The organism is Parvularculales bacterium (genome assembly GCA_036881865.1).
GTDB lineage: Bacteria > Pseudomonadota > Alphaproteobacteria > JAPOUT01 > JBAJNM01 > JBAJNM01.
In genome coordinates this window covers 1-17,663 of the sequence record JBAJNM010000039.1, presented here as the reverse complement: position 1 = coordinate 17,663, position 17,663 = coordinate 1, and the positions used below count along the sequence as shown (strand labels likewise).

At 53.0% G+C, this 17,663-nt stretch carries 17 protein-coding genes; 9 read left to right on the top strand and 8 right to left on the bottom strand.

What is annotated here, in order from left to right; genetic code table 11:
* The 5 genes from V6Z81_08295 to V6Z81_08275 all read left to right on the top strand — a co-directional run.
* Positions 1-513 (top strand): hypothetical protein (locus V6Z81_08295; GenBank protein MEG9862464.1); only part of this gene is annotated, 513 nt, incomplete at its 5' end.
* Between the two features lie 341 nt (positions 514-854).
* The gene (locus V6Z81_08290; GenBank protein ID MEG9862463.1) at positions 855-1,130 is read left to right on the top strand and encodes a hypothetical protein; all 276 of its coding nucleotides are present in this window, start codon (positions 855-857) and stop codon (positions 1,128-1,130) included.
* Between the two features lie 277 nt (positions 1,131-1,407).
* Positions 1,408-1,698: a hypothetical protein gene (locus V6Z81_08285; GenBank protein MEG9862462.1), complete on the top strand. Its 291-nt coding sequence runs from the start codon at positions 1,408-1,410 to the stop codon at positions 1,696-1,698.
* Positions 1,699-2,252: 554 nt separating this feature from the next.
* Positions 2,253-2,513 (top strand): hypothetical protein, encoded by a 261-nt coding sequence (locus V6Z81_08280; GenBank protein MEG9862461.1) that lies wholly within the window; start codon positions 2,253-2,255, stop codon positions 2,511-2,513.
* 51 nt (positions 2,514-2,564) lie between these two features.
* Positions 2,565-3,002, top strand: a complete 438-nt coding sequence (locus V6Z81_08275; protein ID MEG9862460.1) for a hypothetical protein — start codon at positions 2,565-2,567, stop codon at positions 3,000-3,002.
* 87 nt (positions 3,003-3,089) lie between these two features.
* On the opposite strand, the gene V6Z81_08270 is transcribed toward V6Z81_08275, so the two are convergent.
* Positions 3,090-4,511 carry an aldehyde dehydrogenase family protein gene (locus V6Z81_08270; GenBank protein ID MEG9862459.1) on the bottom strand — a complete coding sequence of 474 codons (1,422 nt, stop codon included), beginning with the start codon at positions 4,509-4,511 and terminating at the stop codon, positions 3,090-3,092.
* 272 nt (positions 4,512-4,783) lie between these two features.
* Here V6Z81_08270 and V6Z81_08265 point away from each other — a divergent pair, with 272 nt between their 5' ends.
* From V6Z81_08265 to V6Z81_08250, 4 genes are all read left to right on the top strand, one after another.
* Entirely contained in the window at positions 4,784-5,854 is a 1,071-nt protein-coding gene (locus V6Z81_08265; protein MEG9862458.1) for a TAXI family TRAP transporter solute-binding subunit, read from the top strand.
* Positions 5,844-7,280: a leucyl aminopeptidase family protein gene (locus tag V6Z81_08260; protein ID MEG9862457.1), complete on the top strand. Its 1,437-nt coding sequence runs from the start codon at positions 5,844-5,846 to the stop codon at positions 7,278-7,280. Before V6Z81_08265 ends, V6Z81_08260 begins: the two co-directional genes overlap by 11 nt.
* Positions 7,261-8,115, top strand: coding sequence for a C40 family peptidase (locus V6Z81_08255; protein ID MEG9862456.1), 855 nt, complete (start codon positions 7,261-7,263; stop codon positions 8,113-8,115). The genes V6Z81_08260 and V6Z81_08255 overlap by 20 nt, the downstream gene beginning before the upstream one ends.
* Before the next feature lie 213 nt (positions 8,116-8,328).
* A complete protein-coding gene (locus V6Z81_08250) occupies positions 8,329-8,487 on the top strand; it encodes a hypothetical protein (GenBank protein MEG9862455.1) in 159 nt (52 codons plus the stop codon).
* 62 nt (positions 8,488-8,549) lie between these two features.
* Here the strand turns inward: V6Z81_08250 and V6Z81_08245 are convergent, their stop codons facing one another.
* The 7 genes from V6Z81_08245 to V6Z81_08215 form a co-directional block, all read right to left on the bottom strand.
* On the bottom strand, positions 8,550-9,506 hold the full coding sequence (locus tag V6Z81_08245; protein MEG9862454.1) for a glyoxylate/hydroxypyruvate reductase A: 957 nt from the start codon (positions 9,504-9,506) through the stop codon (positions 8,550-8,552).
* Between the two features lies 1 nt (position 9,507).
* Positions 9,508-11,127 (bottom strand): ABC transporter ATP-binding protein, encoded by a 1,620-nt coding sequence (locus tag V6Z81_08240; GenBank protein ID MEG9862453.1) that lies wholly within the window; start codon positions 11,125-11,127, stop codon positions 9,508-9,510.
* Entirely contained in the window at positions 11,124-12,185 is a 1,062-nt protein-coding gene (locus V6Z81_08235; GenBank protein MEG9862452.1) for an ABC transporter permease, read from the bottom strand. Before V6Z81_08235 ends, V6Z81_08240 begins: the two co-directional genes overlap by 4 nt.
* Positions 12,186-12,190: 5 nt before the next feature.
* Positions 12,191-13,303 carry a microcin C ABC transporter permease YejB gene (locus tag V6Z81_08230; GenBank protein MEG9862451.1) on the bottom strand — a complete coding sequence of 371 codons (1,113 nt, stop codon included), beginning with the start codon at positions 13,301-13,303 and terminating at the stop codon, positions 12,191-12,193.
* Between the two features lie 70 nt (positions 13,304-13,373).
* On the bottom strand, positions 13,374-15,293 hold the full coding sequence (locus tag V6Z81_08225) for an extracellular solute-binding protein (protein MEG9862450.1): 1,920 nt from the start codon (positions 15,291-15,293) through the stop codon (positions 13,374-13,376).
* 14 nt (positions 15,294-15,307) lie between these two features.
* A complete protein-coding gene (locus tag V6Z81_08220) occupies positions 15,308-17,203 on the bottom strand; it encodes an extracellular solute-binding protein (GenBank protein ID MEG9862449.1) in 1,896 nt (631 codons plus the stop codon).
* Positions 17,169-17,663, bottom strand: a 495-nt coding sequence (locus V6Z81_08215) for a cytochrome c family protein (protein ID MEG9862448.1), incomplete at its 5' end; no start/stop codon positions are given. The genes V6Z81_08220 and V6Z81_08215, both read right to left, overlap by 35 nt.

Genomic DNA, 17,663 nt, shown 5'->3' with positions numbered 1-17,663 from the left:
TTAAGCATCATCACTCCCGCTTATGCGACCCATGTCGGAGATGGATTCCGCAGGGAGTTTGATTCCTGGGGCAACACTATTGAGAACTGGTGGGAAGGCGGTGGAGGTGGTTTAAACCTCATCAACGACCTCGAAGTGATTGAAGAGCACGCCGGCAATGATCCGTCGTGCTGGTATTTGTGTGACAAGGACCCCGTAACGGAAGGCGGCCTGCTTGATGAATTAAGCATCATCACCCCTGCTTATGCGACCCATGTCGGAGATGGATTCCGCAGGGAGTTTGATTCCTGGGGCAACACCATCGAGAACTGGTGGGAAGGCGGTGGAGGTGGTTTAAACCTCATCAACGACCTTGAAGCGATTGAGGAGCATGGCAGCCTGCTCGATGAATTGAGCATCGTCACCCCCGCTCACGCCGGTGATCAAATTCCGTGCGGCTACTTTGGATGTGACGATCATCATATGCCTCCCGGCACTTTTCCTGAAGTACCGTCGCGTGGAGATCTGGAGTAACGGCTCCTCATTCCGGAAAGATAACGACACTAACGGCAGGCCGCTACACCCGGCCTGCCGTTTTCTTTTTTATACCCATTAATATACCCGGAGCCGATATGGGGGGTTGAAATTCTGACGCAGGTCACATTTTTATACACAGTAACGTGACCCTCCTCGCGCAAGCGCCCGGGTCTCATATTCAAAATAAATAAAACGTGACCGGCATTTGATGAGGCTTTCCTGCTATTTCACGATATAAACACGATATAACACTCAGCGGCATGCCGAATCTATGCCGTATTTTATAGACACTCGGAAGGTCAATATCCTTAAACTGACATTAAGAAAGGATGTTTATTATGAAGATAAAACATGCTCTGCAAGGCAGATCTGGCGCGAAGCGGCAGCAAACCTTAGCAGCTTATATCTTTGCACTGGTGACAGCATTCGCCTTTAGCGGACCGGTGGTTTTGACGGCTACTCCCGCTGATGCCATGGACCGCTCCCACTGCTGGGGGCCGACAACGGGCTACTCCCAATGCGAGGAAAAAAACCAATCCAGAGGGTTGCTTGACGACATGGATGAGTTGTCTTCTGAGGCCCTTACGGGTAGCGCTCCCGGCGAAGCTGCATAATTAAACGGGTTCAAAGAACAAAGAGATAACAACAACAGGATGAAAAAAGCGGCGGGCCACGATATTCGGCCCGCCGTTTTTGGTTATATGATTTCATCAACTCCGGTAATTAAAACGTGACCCGCCTCACGCAAGCACACGGATCTCCTTTAAACTACACAACAACGTGACCCTCATTTGATGAGGCTATTGTACGGTTATGCGGTAGCATCGGTGTACTGAATTTATGGGCGTTAAAAATCAATGTCCCGAAACAAACAAACCAGGGAGAATAGTTATGAGAACACTAACAGCACTTTCAATCGCCCTTGTGATGGCCTTTGCTTTTAGTGCACCTGTGGTTTTGACGGCTACTCCCGCTGATGCCGGGGACCGCTGGCACTGCTGGGGGGCTATAACGGGCTACTCCCAGTGCGATGATGAAGCTGCCTCCAACGGGTTGCTTGATAGCATGCCGTTTAGTTTGGTTACTCCGGCCCATGCTGGCGACTGGCTGGACGAGTGCATCGCTGATGTGTGTTACAACTCGGATGGCTCCACGGTCAACAGAGGCGAAGTAGGGTGGTAACACCGTCGTAAAAGGCGAAAATAGTTCGACTTGTTGAGGAAAACGGAATAATTAGACCTCTTCCAATTCCGATACATTGACAACAAGGCGATAACGGCAAGCCGAATATTTCGGCTTGCCGTTTTTTTTGATTTTTTACGCCTAAACCGGCCAGACTGCCGGCCACCCTAAATTCTCCCGTTAAATAGTCCATCGGCCTATTTAACCCGGTGCAATGCCGATCCCTCCCTGACAGGAACCCCTGCATCAACACCTTCCGGCACATCTATGGTGAGCCGGAAGCTTGGCTCTGACTAACAATTTATGGAGAAAAAATGAAATATTTAACAACATTGCTTTCACTTTGTTCAAGGGCACCTGCGGTGACGGCTGCGGCTCTTGTGATGGCCCTTGCTTTTAGCGGCCTCAAAATAAATAAAACGTGACCGGCATTTGATGAGAGTCTATACGGTTATCTGATAGAGTAAGAGTTTATGGTTTCCCGTAAGGGGTGCTCTTGAAAATGAAGGAGACAACTCATAAAAACTTTAACAGCTATAGCCTTTGCACTTACGATGACTTTTTCTTTTGGCGGTCCTGCTCATGCCGGAGATAATGCGTTCTCAGAGTGGCTCTGTGGCGGTGTTGATGGTTGCGGTTCCGGGGGTGAAAGGAGCTATCGCGGTCTGCTCGGAGAAATGGATCTCGGTTTTGTTACACCCGCTCATGCCGGCGATGAATGCGGCGACTGGTTCGCTAGTTGTGCTTCCTACCCCGGATCCGGAGGTGACGCTCCCAAACCGAGGCCGGAAGTGGGATGGAAGCCTTGGGAATAATAAAGAGATTAGCTTATTTAAGACTATAATTCACAAAAAAGGAGACAGCTTATGAAGAGTCTAACAGCATCGCTTTCACTTCGTTCAAGGGCACTTGCGGTGGCAGCAATCGCCCTTGTGATGGCCTTCGCTTTTAGCGGGCCGGTAGTTTTTACGGCAACTCCCGTTCATGCCAATGATTTTCTCGAAGATGTTTACTGTGGCATCACCGGAAGTGACCATGCTGATTGTCAGAGCTCTCTGATACCGCAGCTTGATGAGTTGAAGTATGCCGGAGACCGTTGGCTCCGGTGCCCCGATACAGGGTGTTATGACGATCATGGCAACCCTCAGTATGAGGATCCCGTTTTCGGACTGGTTGATGACATCCGGTATGATTTCATGACTCCCGCTCATGCCGGTGATGATTGGGTCGGCTGTGTCTTCGGTCAGTGTAATTACCACGATGACGAGGGCAATCCTAATCCCAACCTTCCAACCGTAGAATAATTAAATGGTTCCCATTATCTGATGGAATAAAAAACGGCAGGCCGAAATATCAGGCCTGCCGTTTTTTTATACTGTTCCCTTATATTATTATTGAGTCATAACCGCCTTGGTCTCAAGGAACTCCTCAAAACCATGGGAGCCCCATTCACGTCCATTGCCGGATTTCTTATATCCGCCAAAGGGAGCGCCAAAATCGGGCCCGGCGCCGTTGATATGCACATTACCGGTGCGCAACCGGCCCGCTACCTGTTCCGCACGCTCCGGGTTGCCGGACGACACATAGCCCGACAGGCCGTAGTCCGTGTCATTAGCGATGGTAACGGCTTCCTCCTCGTCTCCATAAGGGAGAATGGAGAGGACCGGCCCGAAAATTTCCTCGCGGGCGATGGTCATATCATTGCTCACATTGGCGAACACCGTAGGACGCACGTAATAGCCCTTATTGAGACCGTCCGGCCGTCCGGGACCGCCGGTTACCAGTTCCGCGCCTTCCTCCATGCCTTTTTCAATAAGGCCCTGAATTTTGTCGTACTGGGTTTCGCTCACAACCGGACCGATGACCGTGCCATCGGTAAAGGGGTCGCCTGCTTTGACTTCCTCGGCCGCTTCACGGGCAATCTCCACGGCCTTGTCGTGGAGGGTGGACGGCACCAGCATCCGTGTGGGGGCATTGCATGACTGGCCGCTATTGGTGAAGCAGTTCTTGACACCACCGGCGACGGCACTGGAGAAGTCCGCATCATCCAGAATGATGTTGGCGGACTTTCCACCCAGCTCCTGCGCGACCCGTTTGACCGTATCGGCAGAGGCCCGTGCCACCTCGATACCGGCCCGGGTGGAGCCGGTAAACGACATCATGTCAATGTCAGGATGACATGAAAGAGCGGCCCCTACGGTAGGACCGTCACCGTTGATCATATTGAACACGCCTGCCGGAATGCCGGCTGCGTCAAACACCTCGGCCAGCATACCGGCATTCAAAGGAGCAATTTCGCTGGGCTTCAGCACCATGGTGCATCCTGCCGCCAGTGCGGGGGCCACTTTGCAACTGATCTGGTTTACGGGCCAGTTCCACGGCGTAATAAAGCCGCACACGCCGACGGGTTCTTTGAGAATTTTGGTCTTGCCCTGAGCTTCTTCAAACTTGTACTCCTTCAAAATGCCAAGGATTTGGCCAAAGTGGCCCAGACCGGTGGCCGCCTGCGCTGCCTTTGACAGCCAGATGGGCGCACCCATTTCAAGAGAGATGGTTTCGGCAAACTCATCGTAGCGGGATTTGTAGATTTCAACGATTTTCTCCAGCAGGGCGATGCGGTCATCGCGGCTGGTTTGTGAATAAGACTCGAAAGCCTCACAGGCCGCCGCAACGGCCTTGTCTACGTCCTGCGCACTACCCATGCTGATGCGGCCTACGGGCTCTTCCGTTGCCGGATTGATAACATCAAGAGTCTTCGGTGTTATGGGGTCCACCCATTGGCCATTGATGTAGAATTTGAGATATTCTTTCACAGTTTCCTCCTATTTCTTTTATGGCAGAAGCCATCCACCCCCCAAGGGTGGCACAGGGGTGCCGTGAGGTCGAGTCAAAAAATAATGCCCCGATATTCGGGGTGTTTTTATATATCCTTAGCCGATACGGGGGCGGCCTGCGGCCCGTTCCAAAGGCGTCACAGTATCCACAACTTGATATTAAGTTACAGGAGACCGCCGCTGACTCATTATATATACTTGGAGATGAGACGTTTTATTTATCTGGAATTGAGGGGCGATAGGGGCACAATATGGAAAAAATCGTGAAACGTATCCGCTCAATCATGAGGCGTTGGGGATGGATTGTACTCGTGGGGCTTATTGCGGCGGCCGGCGGGCTTTATACGTGGTTTACGGACCCCTCACCGCCGGTTCTGGTGGAGCCGGACGTTACGTTTTTCACCATTGCTACAGGATCCACGGCGGGTACGTATTTCCCGGTCGGGCGGATGATTGCTTCCGTGATCAGTCAGCCGCCGGGAGCCGAGTCCTGTGCTACCGGTGAGCGCTGCGGTGTGCCGAACCTGATCGCCAATGCCAAAACGTCTCCGGGGTCGGTGGCGAATGTCCGCATTGTTAATAGTGGACAGATTGACTCTGCTCTGGCACAGGCCGATGTGGTTTATGCCGCATTCACCGGAGAGCGTTTTTTTGCCGGCGAGCGGCCTTTGAATAATTTGCGGGTCATTGCCAATTTATATCCGGAAGCGATGCATCTGGCGGTGCGTAAGGATGCAGGCATCACGCGCATTGAAGATTTGCACGGCAAGCGCGTTTCTCTTGACCTGCCCGGGTCGGGAACGCGGGCGGATGCCGAGATTATTCTAAAAGCTTATGGTCTGCGCTTAAGCCGGATGGATATTATTAGCGTCAATAGTTCCGTTGCTTCCGACATGATATTAAGAGATGAACTTGATGCCTTTTTTGTGGTGGCAGGGACTCCGGTTCCTGCGATTACCGACCTTGCAAATCGTGGTGCTATTACTCTTATTCCTGTTGAAGGTACGTCCGTTGACCGTTTAACGGAGGACTACAGGTTTCTGGCTCCGACGGTTATTTCTGCCGGGACATACAAGGACATTGGTGACATAAAGACCCTGTCTGTCGGAGCCCTTTGGGTTGTCAACAAGAACGCTGACGAAGAGCTCATCTATAATATCACCAGAGCATTGTTTGACAGTGCTAACAAACCGGCACTTGAATCCGATCATGATAAAGGTCAATCTATCACCCTTGATAATGCCGTAAGGGGTGTTCCCATTTTGTTACACCCGGGTGCTTTGCGGTTTTATGTTGAAATGGGCGTGTTATATGATGGCTGACGTTTTGTCTGACTTGTTTATTGATGATCAGGATTATCCGGCCACACCGGTTTGGCTAGTATCGCAAGACCGTCTGGAGGCGTGGCGTGTTGACCACGCGGGCACCGATGCCTCGTGGAGTCAGACGGCGGATTTTAATGCCGGGCGGGGTCGTGTTCTGTTGTTGCCCGGGTCCGGAGGGGAGTTATCAGGCGTTCTGGCAGGTCTGGGGGGCGATAAAGAAGAGACGGGACGGGCTTATGCAAGGCAGCGTGTTTATTGTGCCGTGCCGGCTCTTGTGCCCCCGGGGGATTACCGCATCGCGGGCAGTCCCGACCCTGAAACGGCCACTCACATGGCACTGGGCTGGGCTATGGGGTGTTATGGGTTTGCCCGTTATAAAAAGCCCAAGTCACCGGCAATACCCCGTCTTGTTTTACCGCAGGGTGTAGACGGGGAGGCGGTCAGGCGTGAGGCGCATGCCGTGTGGCAGGTGCGGGATATGATTAACACGCCCGCCAATGATATGGGGCCGGATGCGCTGGAGGATATTTTGGTGGGTATGGCGGCTCGTTATGAGGCTTCATTGTCCGTGACGGCAGGGGAGGCGTTATTGCAGCAGGGGTTTTCACTTATTCATGCAGTGGGGGCGGTGGGGGAACAGGAGCCGCGTTTGCTGGATTTGACGTGGGGGGATGAAACGGCTCCACAGGTGACATTGGTAGGCAAGGGAGTCTGTTTTGACAGTGGCGGTCTGGATATAAAACCGGCCTCCGGCATGGGGCTGATGAAAAAAGACATGGGCGGCGCGGCGTGCGTTATAGCACTGGGGGAGATGATTATGGCGGCGCAGCTGCCGGTGCGTTTGCGGGTGTTGGTGCCGGCCGTGGAAAATGGTATTGGGCGGGGCGCCATGAGGCCCGGCGATATTATTACGGGCCGCAAGGGGATCAGCGTTGAGGTAGGCAATACGGATGCGGAAGGGCGGCTTATTCTGTCTGACGCTCTGGCGTTGGCGGATGAAGAGGAACCGGACCTTCTCATTGACATGGCTACCCTGACAGGCGCGGCGCGGGTTGCCATGGGGCCGGATATCACGCCGTTTTTTACTCATGATGATGTTTTAGCCGATGCGTTGCTTCGTCATAGCGGGAAGACGATAGACCCGTTGTGGCGCCTGCCTCTCTGGATGCCGTACGCCCGCCTGCTTGATAGTCCGGTCGCCGACATGAATAATATAAGCAAGGGAGGTTTTGCGGGTTCTATCACGGCGGCGTTGTTTCTGTGCCGGTTTGTAGAACGTGCTGCCCGTTATGTGCATTTTGATTTATACGGCTGGAATCCGGAAGCCTCGCCCGGTTGTCCGGTAGGGGGTGAGGCACAAGCCATACGCGCTTTGTTCAGTTTGCTTGTGGAGCGTTATGGTCATGAACAAACAGGTTACTGACCCCCGTCTGACACCGGCGCGGGGTGACCTTGCGGCCGCTTGTCTTAAAGGACAGATCAAAGCACCACGCTACGTAGAAGGGCGGGAGGTCCGTGTAAAGGAACCGGTGACCTCTCTCTTTCGGGAGGCTTCTCCGGTTGCGCCTATGGATAGCCAGCTGCTGATGGGCGAAGGATTCACAATTTACGATGAACATGACGGATGGGCGTGGGGGCAGTCTGCTTACGATGATTATGTGGGATATGTAGCGGCGGATCATCTGTCGCGGGAAAATGTTCCTCCAACCCACAGGGTGAGTGTTTTATCTACTTTTATCTATGAAGCACCGGATATTAAATCTGCCGTTGTCAGTCAGCCCGGCCTTAACGCACGGCTTGTTCTCGGGGTGCGGGAGGGGGATTTTTATCCCTGTCAGGGAGGGGGTTATATCTTTGCCGCCCATTGCGTTGAAGCCGATCAACAGGCGGCAGATTTTGTAGAGATTGCAGCGCACCTCACGGGCGTGCCCTATTTGTGGGGAGGGCGCAGTGCTCTGGGGGTGGACTGTTCCGGTCTTGTGAGTATGGGTCTGATGGCGGCGGGAAAGGCTTGCCCGCGGGATGCGGACATGCAGGAAGAGGCTTTAGGGGAGGGGGTTGCCGAAGGGGCGGCCTTCAGGCGCGGCGATTTATTGTTCTGGCCGGGCCATGTGGGCATCATGGCAGATGATGCACGGATGTTGCATGCCAGCGGCCATCACATGCAGGTGGTGGTAGAGTCGTTAGGCAAGACTACAGAGCGCATTGGCCCGCCCCGCACTATCAAGCGTATCAACTCTGTATCACAAAAAAGATAGCCTAAAAAACCCCCCGATATACGCCAAGAATTACCAACAACCCAAAGACCTCAAACATTGACCTCACAAGCATACAATGGGATTGTTGACGGATTGGCATCTTTCTCCTGCTGGAGCACCTGCCCTTCGGGGGGCCTCTTAGGAGGAGTTGTGATGCAGGAAATTGAAGCACCACCACAGGTGTTGTTAATTTACTAAATAGGAGATAAAAAAATGAAATCTTTAACATTGTTTTCGATTGCCGCTTTAATGGCCTTCGCTCTTAGCGGACCGGTCACTTTGACGACTACTCCTGCTCATGCCGGGGATGGCTGGGATTGTTTTGTTGAGGGCTGGGATCCCGGTTATCACCCAAATTCCGCTTGTGATTAAGCAGGTTGAAGTCATTAATGATAGCGATGGCAAGCTGAAATACACGGCTTGCCGTTGTTGTTTTAATAGCCCTGTGTGCGGTCAACCACATTCTCCAAAGGGTGCCCGCTTTCTGATCTCCTGATGTTGTCAATAATGATACGGCAAATGGATTTCGGGTCGCTGATGCTGGCAACATGGGGAGTTATGACGGCCCGCTCATGCTGCCAGAGAGGGCTTGTTTCGGGCAGGGGCTCTTCTTCAAAGACGTCAAGAGAAACACCGGACAAAATGCCGTCGTTCAGGGCTGCGAGAATATCAGCCTCTACCTGATGGCCCCCGCGGGCTGCGTTGATGATCACCGGCCCCCGGCCTGCACCATCCTGAGGCAGGCGGCTAAATGTATCTTTATTAAGAATCCCCCTTGTGGCCTCCGTTAAGGGGAGTAAACAGATAAGAATATCGGTGCGGGCCAGAAAAGAAGGGAATTCATCATCGCCGGTGAAGCAGTCAATATCAGGCTCACTTTTTGGCGTACGGCTCCATCCCGCCACCTGAAAGCCCAGCATGGAGAGCTTACGGGCGGCATCCATGCCCAACACGCCTAACCCCAGCACACCAACCCGTACCTCGGAGGCAGCAGGCTGATGCAAATACCGCCACTTGGCAAGACTCTTCAGGGCGCTGTAGTCCGTCATGCGGCGGTGGTGATAAAGAGTTTGCAACACGACATATTCGCTCATACGGGCGGTTAAATCAGGCGAGACGGAACGTACGACAGGAATATCCGGCAGGGAGGGGTCGGCCATTATGCTATCGACGCCGGCTCCCAGAGAAAACACGGCCTTTAAGTGTGGTAATGATGCCAGAAGGCCGTGGGGCGGCCTCCAGACCACGGCGTAGGTGATGTCGTGAATGGCCTCCGGACTCAAAGACTCATCGCCTTCCAGAGACCGCACTTCAAGAGAGGGGTCAAGGCGGCACAATTCATCAATCCATAAATGCCCCGCACCCATAAAAGAGTAAAACAATAATGCCACGTCAGACTTGAGCTTCCGTTTCCAGCGCGAACGCTGCTGCCATAAGAGCGCGGGTGTACTCTATCTGCGGGCGGTCAAAAATATCATCTGCCGCTCCCTGTTCTACAATTTGTCCGTCACGCATGACAATCACGCTATCCGCTAAAGCACGCACGACTTTAAGGTCGTGACTGATAAACAGATAGGCCAGATTGTACCGCTTCTGCAAGGCGAGCAGCAAACGGATGATCTGCGTTTGCACGGACATATCAAGAGCGCTGGTGGGTTCGTCAAGGACCATAAAGCGGGGGTTCAAAACCAGAGCACGGGCTATGGCAATGCGTTGGCGCTGGCCACCGGAAAACTCGTGAGGATAACGGTTATCAAGACCGGGATCTAAACCGACCTCCTCAAGAACATTGTGTACTCTCTCCAGACGCTCCCGGGCATTAAGGCGGGGTTCGTGAATCTGCAGGCCCTCCTCGATAATACGCTCAACCGACATTCTCGGGCTCAGGGAACCATAAGGGTCCTGAAATACAATTTGCATATCACGGCGTTTCGGCCGGATGCTCTTCTCACCAAGTCCGGAAATCTGCTGTTGTTGAAGGTCTATCCCGCCCTGACTCGGCACAAGACGCAATAAAGCCTGCGCCAGAGTTGTCTTGCCGCTTCCCGACTCTCCGACAACTCCGACCGTATGACCCGCCCGTACGCAAAGCGAAACATCATTGACTGCCTTGATATGATCCACCGTGCGGCGCATAAGACCACGCTTAACGGGAAACCATACTTTAATATTTTGCGCATTCATAACCACGGGGGCGTCGGCGGGTGTGTCCGGTGCGCGCCCTTCCGGCTCCGAGTTGAGAAGATGTCGTGTATATTCATGGCGCGGGTTTTCAAAGATCCGGGTTATGGGTCCCTGCTCTACAATTTTTCCGCCGGTCATCACGCATACCCTGTCCGCCATTTTTCTGACTACCCCAAGGTCATGGGTAATCAGCAACATCGCCATACCCATCTCACGGCGCAAATTCTGCAGAAGCGTCAATATGCGGGCCTGCACGGTGACATCCAGAGCGGTTGTCGGCTCATCGGCTATTAAAAGATCAGGCCGGTTGGCCAGAGCCATGGCAATCATCACCCGTTGACGCTGACCGCCCGATAGTTGATGAGGATAAGATGAAAAGCGTGAGGCAGCATCGGGAATGCCGACACGCTCCAGCAAGTCTATGCTGCCTTCGCGCACCTTAGGTCTCCGAAGTCCCTGATGAATGGTCAGGGCCTCTCCTACCTGCCGTCCTATGGTGTGCAACGGGTTAAGAGAGGTCATGGGTTCCTGAAAAATCATGGAAATCCGGTTGCCCCGGATGGCGCGTAAATCACGGGAGTCCATGGTCATCAGATTATGACCGTGGTGGACAATCTCGCCTGAGGGATGGTGCGCTGCCGGATAGGGCAGAAGTTTCAGGATAGACAGGGCCGTGACAGATTTCCCTGACCCCGACTCGCCCACAAGCGCCACCGTCTCGCCCGGATTGATATGAAAAGACACACCCCGGACAGCAGGGGTTTCCTGTGCGCCATCACGAAAACTGACGGACAGATTTTTGATATCTAAAACCGGCTCCGCCATCATGAGGAACCCTCCGTCAAACTCTTGCGGGGGTCAAAAGCATCCCGGACGGCCTCGCCCACAAACACCAGCAAAGACAACATGATTGCAATGGTGAAAAAACTCGTGAAACCAAGCCACGGTGCCTGTAGGTTGGCCTTGCCCTGCGCCAGCAATTCACCAAGAGAAGGAGAGCCGGGAGGCAGGCCGAACCCGAGAAAATCAAGGGAGGTCAGGGTTGCAATAGAGCCGTTCAGGATAAAAGGCATAAAAGTAAGCGTGGCGACCATGGCATTGGGCAGCATGTGCCGGGTCATGATGGTGATGTTGCCAACGCCCAATGCACGTGCTGCCATGATATATTCAAAATTACGTGCCCGTAAAAACTCGGCACGCACCACCCCCACAAGGGCTACCCAGCTGAATAGCAAAAGAATACCAAGTAATATCCAGAAGTTCGGTTCAATAATAGCGGCGATAATAATCAGCAGGTAGAGGGACGGTACACTATTCCAGATTTCAATGACGCGTTGAAAAATAAGATCGGTCCAGCCGCCGAAATATCCCTGTATACCTCCGGCGGCAATGCCGACGATTGAAGAGAAAAACGTTAAGGTCAGTCCAAACAGTACCGACAAACGAAACCCGTAAATCACACGGGCGACAACATCACGGCCCTGATCGTCTGTACCGAGCCAGTTTTCGGCACTGGGAGGGGCGGGAGCCGGAACCGGTAAATTGAGATTTATGGTGTTGTAACTATAGCGAATGGGGGGCCAGATCATCCATCCGCCGTTATCTTCAATCAAAGACTGAACGTAAGGGTCACGGTAGTCAGCCTCTGTTTCAAAATCGCCGCCAAAGGCGGTTTCGGGATAACTTACAAAGACCGGAAACCATGATTGCCCCTCATAGTGAAGATAAAGGGGTTTGTTGTTTGCTATAAATTCGGCAAACAGAGACAGGACAAACAAAACGGCGAAAATCCAAAGCGACCACCAGCCCCGCCGGTTGGCCCTGAAATTATCAAGGCGGCGACGGTTTAAGGGAGAAAGCCCCGGCGGGCGCCGTGAGGCAGTCATCTCTCTTAACGCCCCCGGCTTTCAAAATCAATGCGGGGGTCAATCCATGTGTATGTCAAATCGCTTACCAGCGTAATGACAAGCCCCAGAAGACCAAAAATATAAAGTGAGGCAAATACTACCGGATAATCTCTGTTGATGATGGATTCATACGAGAGCAACCCTAAGCCATCCAGCGAGAAAATAGTCTCAATCAACAGGGAACCAACAAAAAATACACTGATGAAAGCACCGGGAAATCCGGCAATGACAATCAACATGGCGTTGCGAAAAACATGGCCGTAGAGAACACGTCTTTCCGACAGGCCTTTGGCGCGGGCGGTAATGACGTAATGTTTTCTTATCTCATCCAGAAACGAATTCTTGGTAAGCAGCGTCATGGTGGCAAAAGCGCCGATGACCATAGAGATCACGGGGAGGACGAGATGCCAAAAATAATCCAGAATACGTCCGGCGGTGCTTAACTCATCCCAGTTTTCCGAGGTCAGGCCGCGTAAGGGGAAAAGATCCCAATACGTCCCCCCTGCAAACAAAACGATTAACAATACGGCAAACAAAAAACCCGGAATGGCGTAGCCGATAACAATCAGGGCGCTCGTCCATAAATCAAAAGGCATGCCGTCCCTTGTGGCCTTGGCAATGCCCAGGGGAATAGAAATCAGATAGGTTATCAGGGTTGTCCATAACCCAAGGGAAATGGAGACCGGCAGTTTTTCCGCAATAAGGTCAATAACACTGACGTTGCGGTAATAGCTCTCGCCAAAATCAAAGCGGATATAATTCCAGACCAGAAGGGCAAAACGTTCATGGACGGGTTTATCAAAACCGAACTGACGCTCCAGTTCTTCGATAAACTCCGGGTCAAGCCCCTGAGCACCGCGATATTTCCCACCGGTGGCTTCCTGAGAAACAGAGAGGCTCTGGTTGTTGTTGGCAATAACGGACCCGCCGCTTCCTCCGATGCGGGCGGTGGCGGAAACATCGGTTCCGGTGATCTGGGCTATGATGCGTTCCACCGGCCCACCGGGGGCAAATTGAACAATGGTAAAACTCACCAGCAAAATGCCAAACATGGTCGGAACCATTAATGCCAGACGCCGGATAATATAAGAGAGCATGAGGGGAGACTCCGGGTTAGGGTTATTGCGGGGAGGAGTTTACGGCAAAAGTGCGGGCTACCGGGCAGGTTTATTCGGACGGTTTGCAGGCAGGGGTGGGGATTATTGCCGGGCCATCAGGATAACCGGCGAGGGCGGATTGTTCAGCCGTTACCCACCAGGTGTCAAGGACGGCCCGGTGATAGGGCGGGGAGGTTTCGGGATGGTCAAAATAATCCCAAAAAGCCAGATGATGAGATGGTTTATACCAGTGCGGTACCCAATAACGTCCGGCCCGTAAGACCCTGTCCAGAGCCCGGGCAGCGGTTATTTGCCCGTGGCGGGTCGTGGCATTAATCACGGTTTCGGTGAGAGCATCAATGATCGGATTTTGAATGCCGGAAAGATTGTGGCTTCCGGCCAGAGTGGCGGTGTTAGATGTCCAGTAATTATTCAATTCAACTCCGGGGGTGACCGCGATGGAATACCGCCGCGGCACAAGGTCAAAGTCAAACCGTTTCTGGCGCTCCTGATATTGGGCTGAATCCACCTGCCGGATGGTTGCCTCAATCCCCAGCAAAGCGAGGTTTTTGATATAGGCTGCCGTTACACGCTCAAAACTCGGCGTGTCACTGAGAAACTCGACCGTCAGGTTCTCGCCTTTAGCATTGCGGCGGACGCCATCCTGTACCGTCCATCCGGCCTCCTTCAGCAAACGGTCCGCCTTGCGCAGTAATTGTCTGTCCTGTCCTGACCCGTCGGTTACGGGAGGCGTGTAGGGCATGCCAAACACCTCTGCCGGCAGCCGGTCCTGCCATGGCTCAAGCAGAAGGCGTTCCTCATTGTCCGGCAGGCCGGTGGCCTTCATGGCCGAGTTTTCAAAATGACTGTGAGTGCGCGTATAAAGACCATAAAAATGGTTCTTGTTAGTCCATTCAAAATCAAACGCGTTAATTAACGCTTCCCGAACGCGGGGGTCGGCAAACTTGCTCCGCCGCGTGTTGATAAACCACCCCTGAGCCCCGGACGGGCTGCCATCGTGCAACACAAGACGTTTAACCCGGCCGTCTTCAACCGCCGGAAAAACATACTCGGTAGCCCACACTTTTGACGTAAATTCCTCCCTAAACAGATAATCACCCGCCTTAAAGGCTTCAAACTGGGCGGTGCGGTCACGAAAATATTCAAAGCGTATAGAATCAAAATTCCAGCGCCCCCGGTTAACCGGAATATCCCGGCCCCAATATCCCTCAACACGTTCATAGGTGATGAAGCGTCCCGCATCGAATTTACCGACGCGGTATGGGCCACTGCCCAAGGGCGGTTCCAAAGTGGATTTGGTGAAATCACGTGTGGCATACCACGCTTTTGAAAACACCGGCAGTTGTCCGATAAACAGCGGTAAATCGCGCGAGTGAGCGCCACTAAAATGCACCTGTACCGTACGGGAGTCGGGGGTTTTCACCGCTGACATCTCCGTTAAATTTTGGGAGATCAGGGGATGACCGTGCTCTTTGAGTATAAGCAAAGAGAAGGCGACATCCTCTGAGGTTAAAGGCGTGCCATCGTGAAAATAGATACAGGGGCGCAGATGAAAGGTAACGCTTGAGCCATCCTCAGCAGGGGTGACGCTTTCGGCGAGCAAGCCATAAATCGCATCCGGCTCATCGTAAGCGCGGGTCATCAGAGAATCAAATACCAGATTTAACCCCTGAGCGGCGTTGCCTTTCAAAATAAAATTATTCAGAGAATCAAAAGAAAGAAACGAGGCATTAAGCTGTACAGTAGCTCCCACATGAGACAAAATCCCGCCTCTGGGGGCATCAGGATTGACGTAATCAAAATGGGTAAAATCCGGTGGGTATTTTAAATCGCCAAAAATGGAAAGTCCATGCAGTCTTACATTTTCTTCAGCGTGTGCCGGTTGAGCCAACACAATGTGAGCCGACGCGATAAACGCGAGGCTTAAAAGGCAAAATCCGGGGTTGAGACGTATACTGAGACGTATCACAGAGCGCCTCCTTTTCAGGGTGTGCCGGTGTGCCACCAAATCGCCGGCATGCCGATTGAGTAGCCGGGCAGGGGGTCGGGATGTTTGAGGTAGCGCCAGTGGGCGATACGTCCGGTGGGGGCATACCAATTGGGTACGACATAATGATTCCATAATAAAACACGGTCCAGAGCACGAACGGCCGTGATTTGTGTTGCGCGGTCCGGTGCAAAAATAATCTGCTCAATGAGATCATCCACTACCGGACTTTGGATGCCGGCAAGGTTTCGTCCTCCCGATTGCCGGGCGGCCTCGCTGCCCCAGAAATCACGTTGCTCATTGCCGGGGGAGTGAGATTGAGGATATGAAGACACGACGATATCAAAATCAAAATCATCGAGCCGGTTTGTATATTGGGCACTATCCACAATACGTATGGTTACCGTGATGCCCAGACGTTCCAGGTTGCTAACCCATGGGGTTACAACACGCTCAAAGTCGGGCTGAACGAGAAGAAATTCAACCTCCATTATCTCGCCGGTTTTCTCGTGGGTAAGGTTACCGTCGACCAGACGCCACCCGGCCTCTGCTAAAAGACGTGTGGCGGTGCGTAAATTACCGCGATTGCGGCCTGATCCGTCAGTGGCCGGATTTTTATAAGCCTGCTCAAAAAGAGCCGCCGGAAGTAGATCCCGGTGTGGGGCTAAAAGAGTCAATTCATCTTCCGATGGAAGGCCGGAAGAGGCCAACTCCGAATTATCAAAATAGCTGTCATGACGCACGTACTGACCGTAAAAACGGTCTTTGTTTGTCCACTCGAAGTCAAACGCCCAGTTAAATGCTTCCCGCACTTTCGGGTCGGAAAATTTTACCCGGCGGGTGTTAAACACAAATCCCTGCATCCCCTGAACATTGGCTGTCGGTGGCATGAGGCGGATAATATCGCCCCGGGCCACCTGATCAATGTTATAGGCGGTGTTCCACTTTCGGGCGCTGATCTCAGTGCGTAAATCTATTTTTCCGGCTTTAAAAGCCTCCAGAGCGGCGGTGTCATCGCGGTAATAGTCAAAAACGATACGGTCAAAATTATGGCTGCCCCGGTTCACGGGTAGGTTCGCCCCCCAATAGTCACGAACCCGCTCGTAGATAATAGTGCGGTTGGCATCTACATCGGCAATACGGTATGCCCCGCTGCCCGGAGGGGGTGTCAGGGTTGTGGCGGCAAACTCCTTGTCTGCCCAGTAATGGCTGGGCAGGATGGGTAACTGCCCCATAATATGAGGTAACTCCCGGTTGCCGGAAACGGCAAATTCAAACGTAACCGTGTGGGGACCGTCCTGATGACCGCCGGTGACATCAGCATAATAATATCTGTAAAAAGGATGGGATTGTTTTAGAGCATTAAAACTCCACACCACGTCCGCCGCCGTTATGGGCGTACCATCATGAAACCGGGCCTCACGGCGCAGGTAAAACGTAACGGACGAATGGTTCGGCGGATAGGTTACACTTTCGGCAATCAGGCCGTATACCGATGCCGGTTCGTCAAGGCTTCCGGCCATGAGAGGGTCATACAGCAACCCTTCCCCCGCCGCCGGACGTCCTTTAAAAAAAAAGGGATTCAGACTGTCAAACCCGCCAATGACACCAAGGCGAAGGGTTCCGCCTTTGGGCGCGTCCGGATTGACATAGTTGTAATGAGTAAAGTCCGGTGGATATTTAACCGGGCCAAACAGTGACAGCCCGTGTCTTTTCTGTGTATGGACCTGTGGCTGGGCCTGATTCTGTGTTTGTGCCCGGGGTTGCTCACTCCAATAAAGTCCACCCCAGATCAGCGTCAGGATTATTGCCAGAGTGTGCCCGAACCTGTCCGGGTTGCCGGTCACACGGGAGTGGTCAGTTTCCGACAACCGGTCCCCCCGGTTCGTCATTTGCATCCTGCCTGGTGCCGGTTTCTACAGGCGGCAAGGGTGCCGGTGCATCAGACAAAGAGCGCAAATAAACAATGACATCGGCACGCTGGTTGGCCTTCCTCAAACCGGCAAAGGCCATATTGGTTCCGGGCATCCAGCGTTTGGGTTTGGCAAGAAATCCATCCAGATCTTCATAAGTCCACGTACCCTCCGCTTCCCGAAAAGCGGAGGAATACGTAAAGTCACCCGAAGCCTTGGGGCGGTTGACGATATTCCACAAATTAGGACCAATGCCATCGGCACCACCCTGAGTAAAGGTGTGACAGGAGACGCATTTTTTGGCAACCTTCTGACCCGATGCGCTATCAGCCTCTGCCAGCAACATGGCCAGGGACGGCCCTTCCGGTTCGTCGGAAGCGACCACTTCACTCCCTGCTTCGGGCACTCCTTCAACGATATAAGCCTGATCACCGGCCGG

Excerpts from the sequence above, each read along its gene's own strand:
- V6Z81_08265 (MEG9862458.1), top strand. The coding sequence starts at position 4,784 with ATGGAAAAAATCGTGAAACGTATCCGCTCAATCATGAGGCGTTGGGGA.
- V6Z81_08230 (MEG9862451.1), bottom strand. The coding sequence starts at position 13,303 with ATGCTCTCTTATATTATCCGGCGTCTGGCATTAATGGTTCCGACCATG.
- V6Z81_08275 (MEG9862460.1), top strand. The coding sequence starts at position 2,565 with ATGAAGAGTCTAACAGCATCGCTTTCACTTCGTTCAAGGGCACTTGCG.
- V6Z81_08290 (MEG9862463.1), top strand. The coding sequence starts at position 855 with ATGAAGATAAAACATGCTCTGCAAGGCAGATCTGGCGCGAAGCGGCAG.
- V6Z81_08250 (MEG9862455.1), top strand. The coding sequence starts at position 8,329 with ATGAAATCTTTAACATTGTTTTCGATTGCCGCTTTAATGGCCTTCGCT.
- V6Z81_08260 (MEG9862457.1), top strand. The coding sequence starts at position 5,844 with ATGATGGCTGACGTTTTGTCTGACTTGTTTATTGATGATCAGGATTAT.
- V6Z81_08235 (MEG9862452.1), bottom strand. The coding sequence starts at position 12,185 with ATGACTGCCTCACGGCGCCCGCCGGGGCTTTCTCCCTTAAACCGTCGC.
- V6Z81_08280 (MEG9862461.1), top strand. The coding sequence starts at position 2,253 with ATGACTTTTTCTTTTGGCGGTCCTGCTCATGCCGGAGATAATGCGTTC.
- V6Z81_08285 (MEG9862462.1), top strand. The coding sequence starts at position 1,408 with ATGAGAACACTAACAGCACTTTCAATCGCCCTTGTGATGGCCTTTGCT.
- V6Z81_08240 (MEG9862453.1), bottom strand. The coding sequence starts at position 11,127 with ATGATGGCGGAGCCGGTTTTAGATATCAAAAATCTGTCCGTCAGTTTT.
- V6Z81_08220 (MEG9862449.1), bottom strand. The coding sequence starts at position 17,203 with ATGACGAACCGGGGGGACCGGTTGTCGGAAACTGACCACTCCCGTGTG.
- V6Z81_08255 (MEG9862456.1), top strand. The coding sequence starts at position 7,261 with ATGAACAAACAGGTTACTGACCCCCGTCTGACACCGGCGCGGGGTGAC.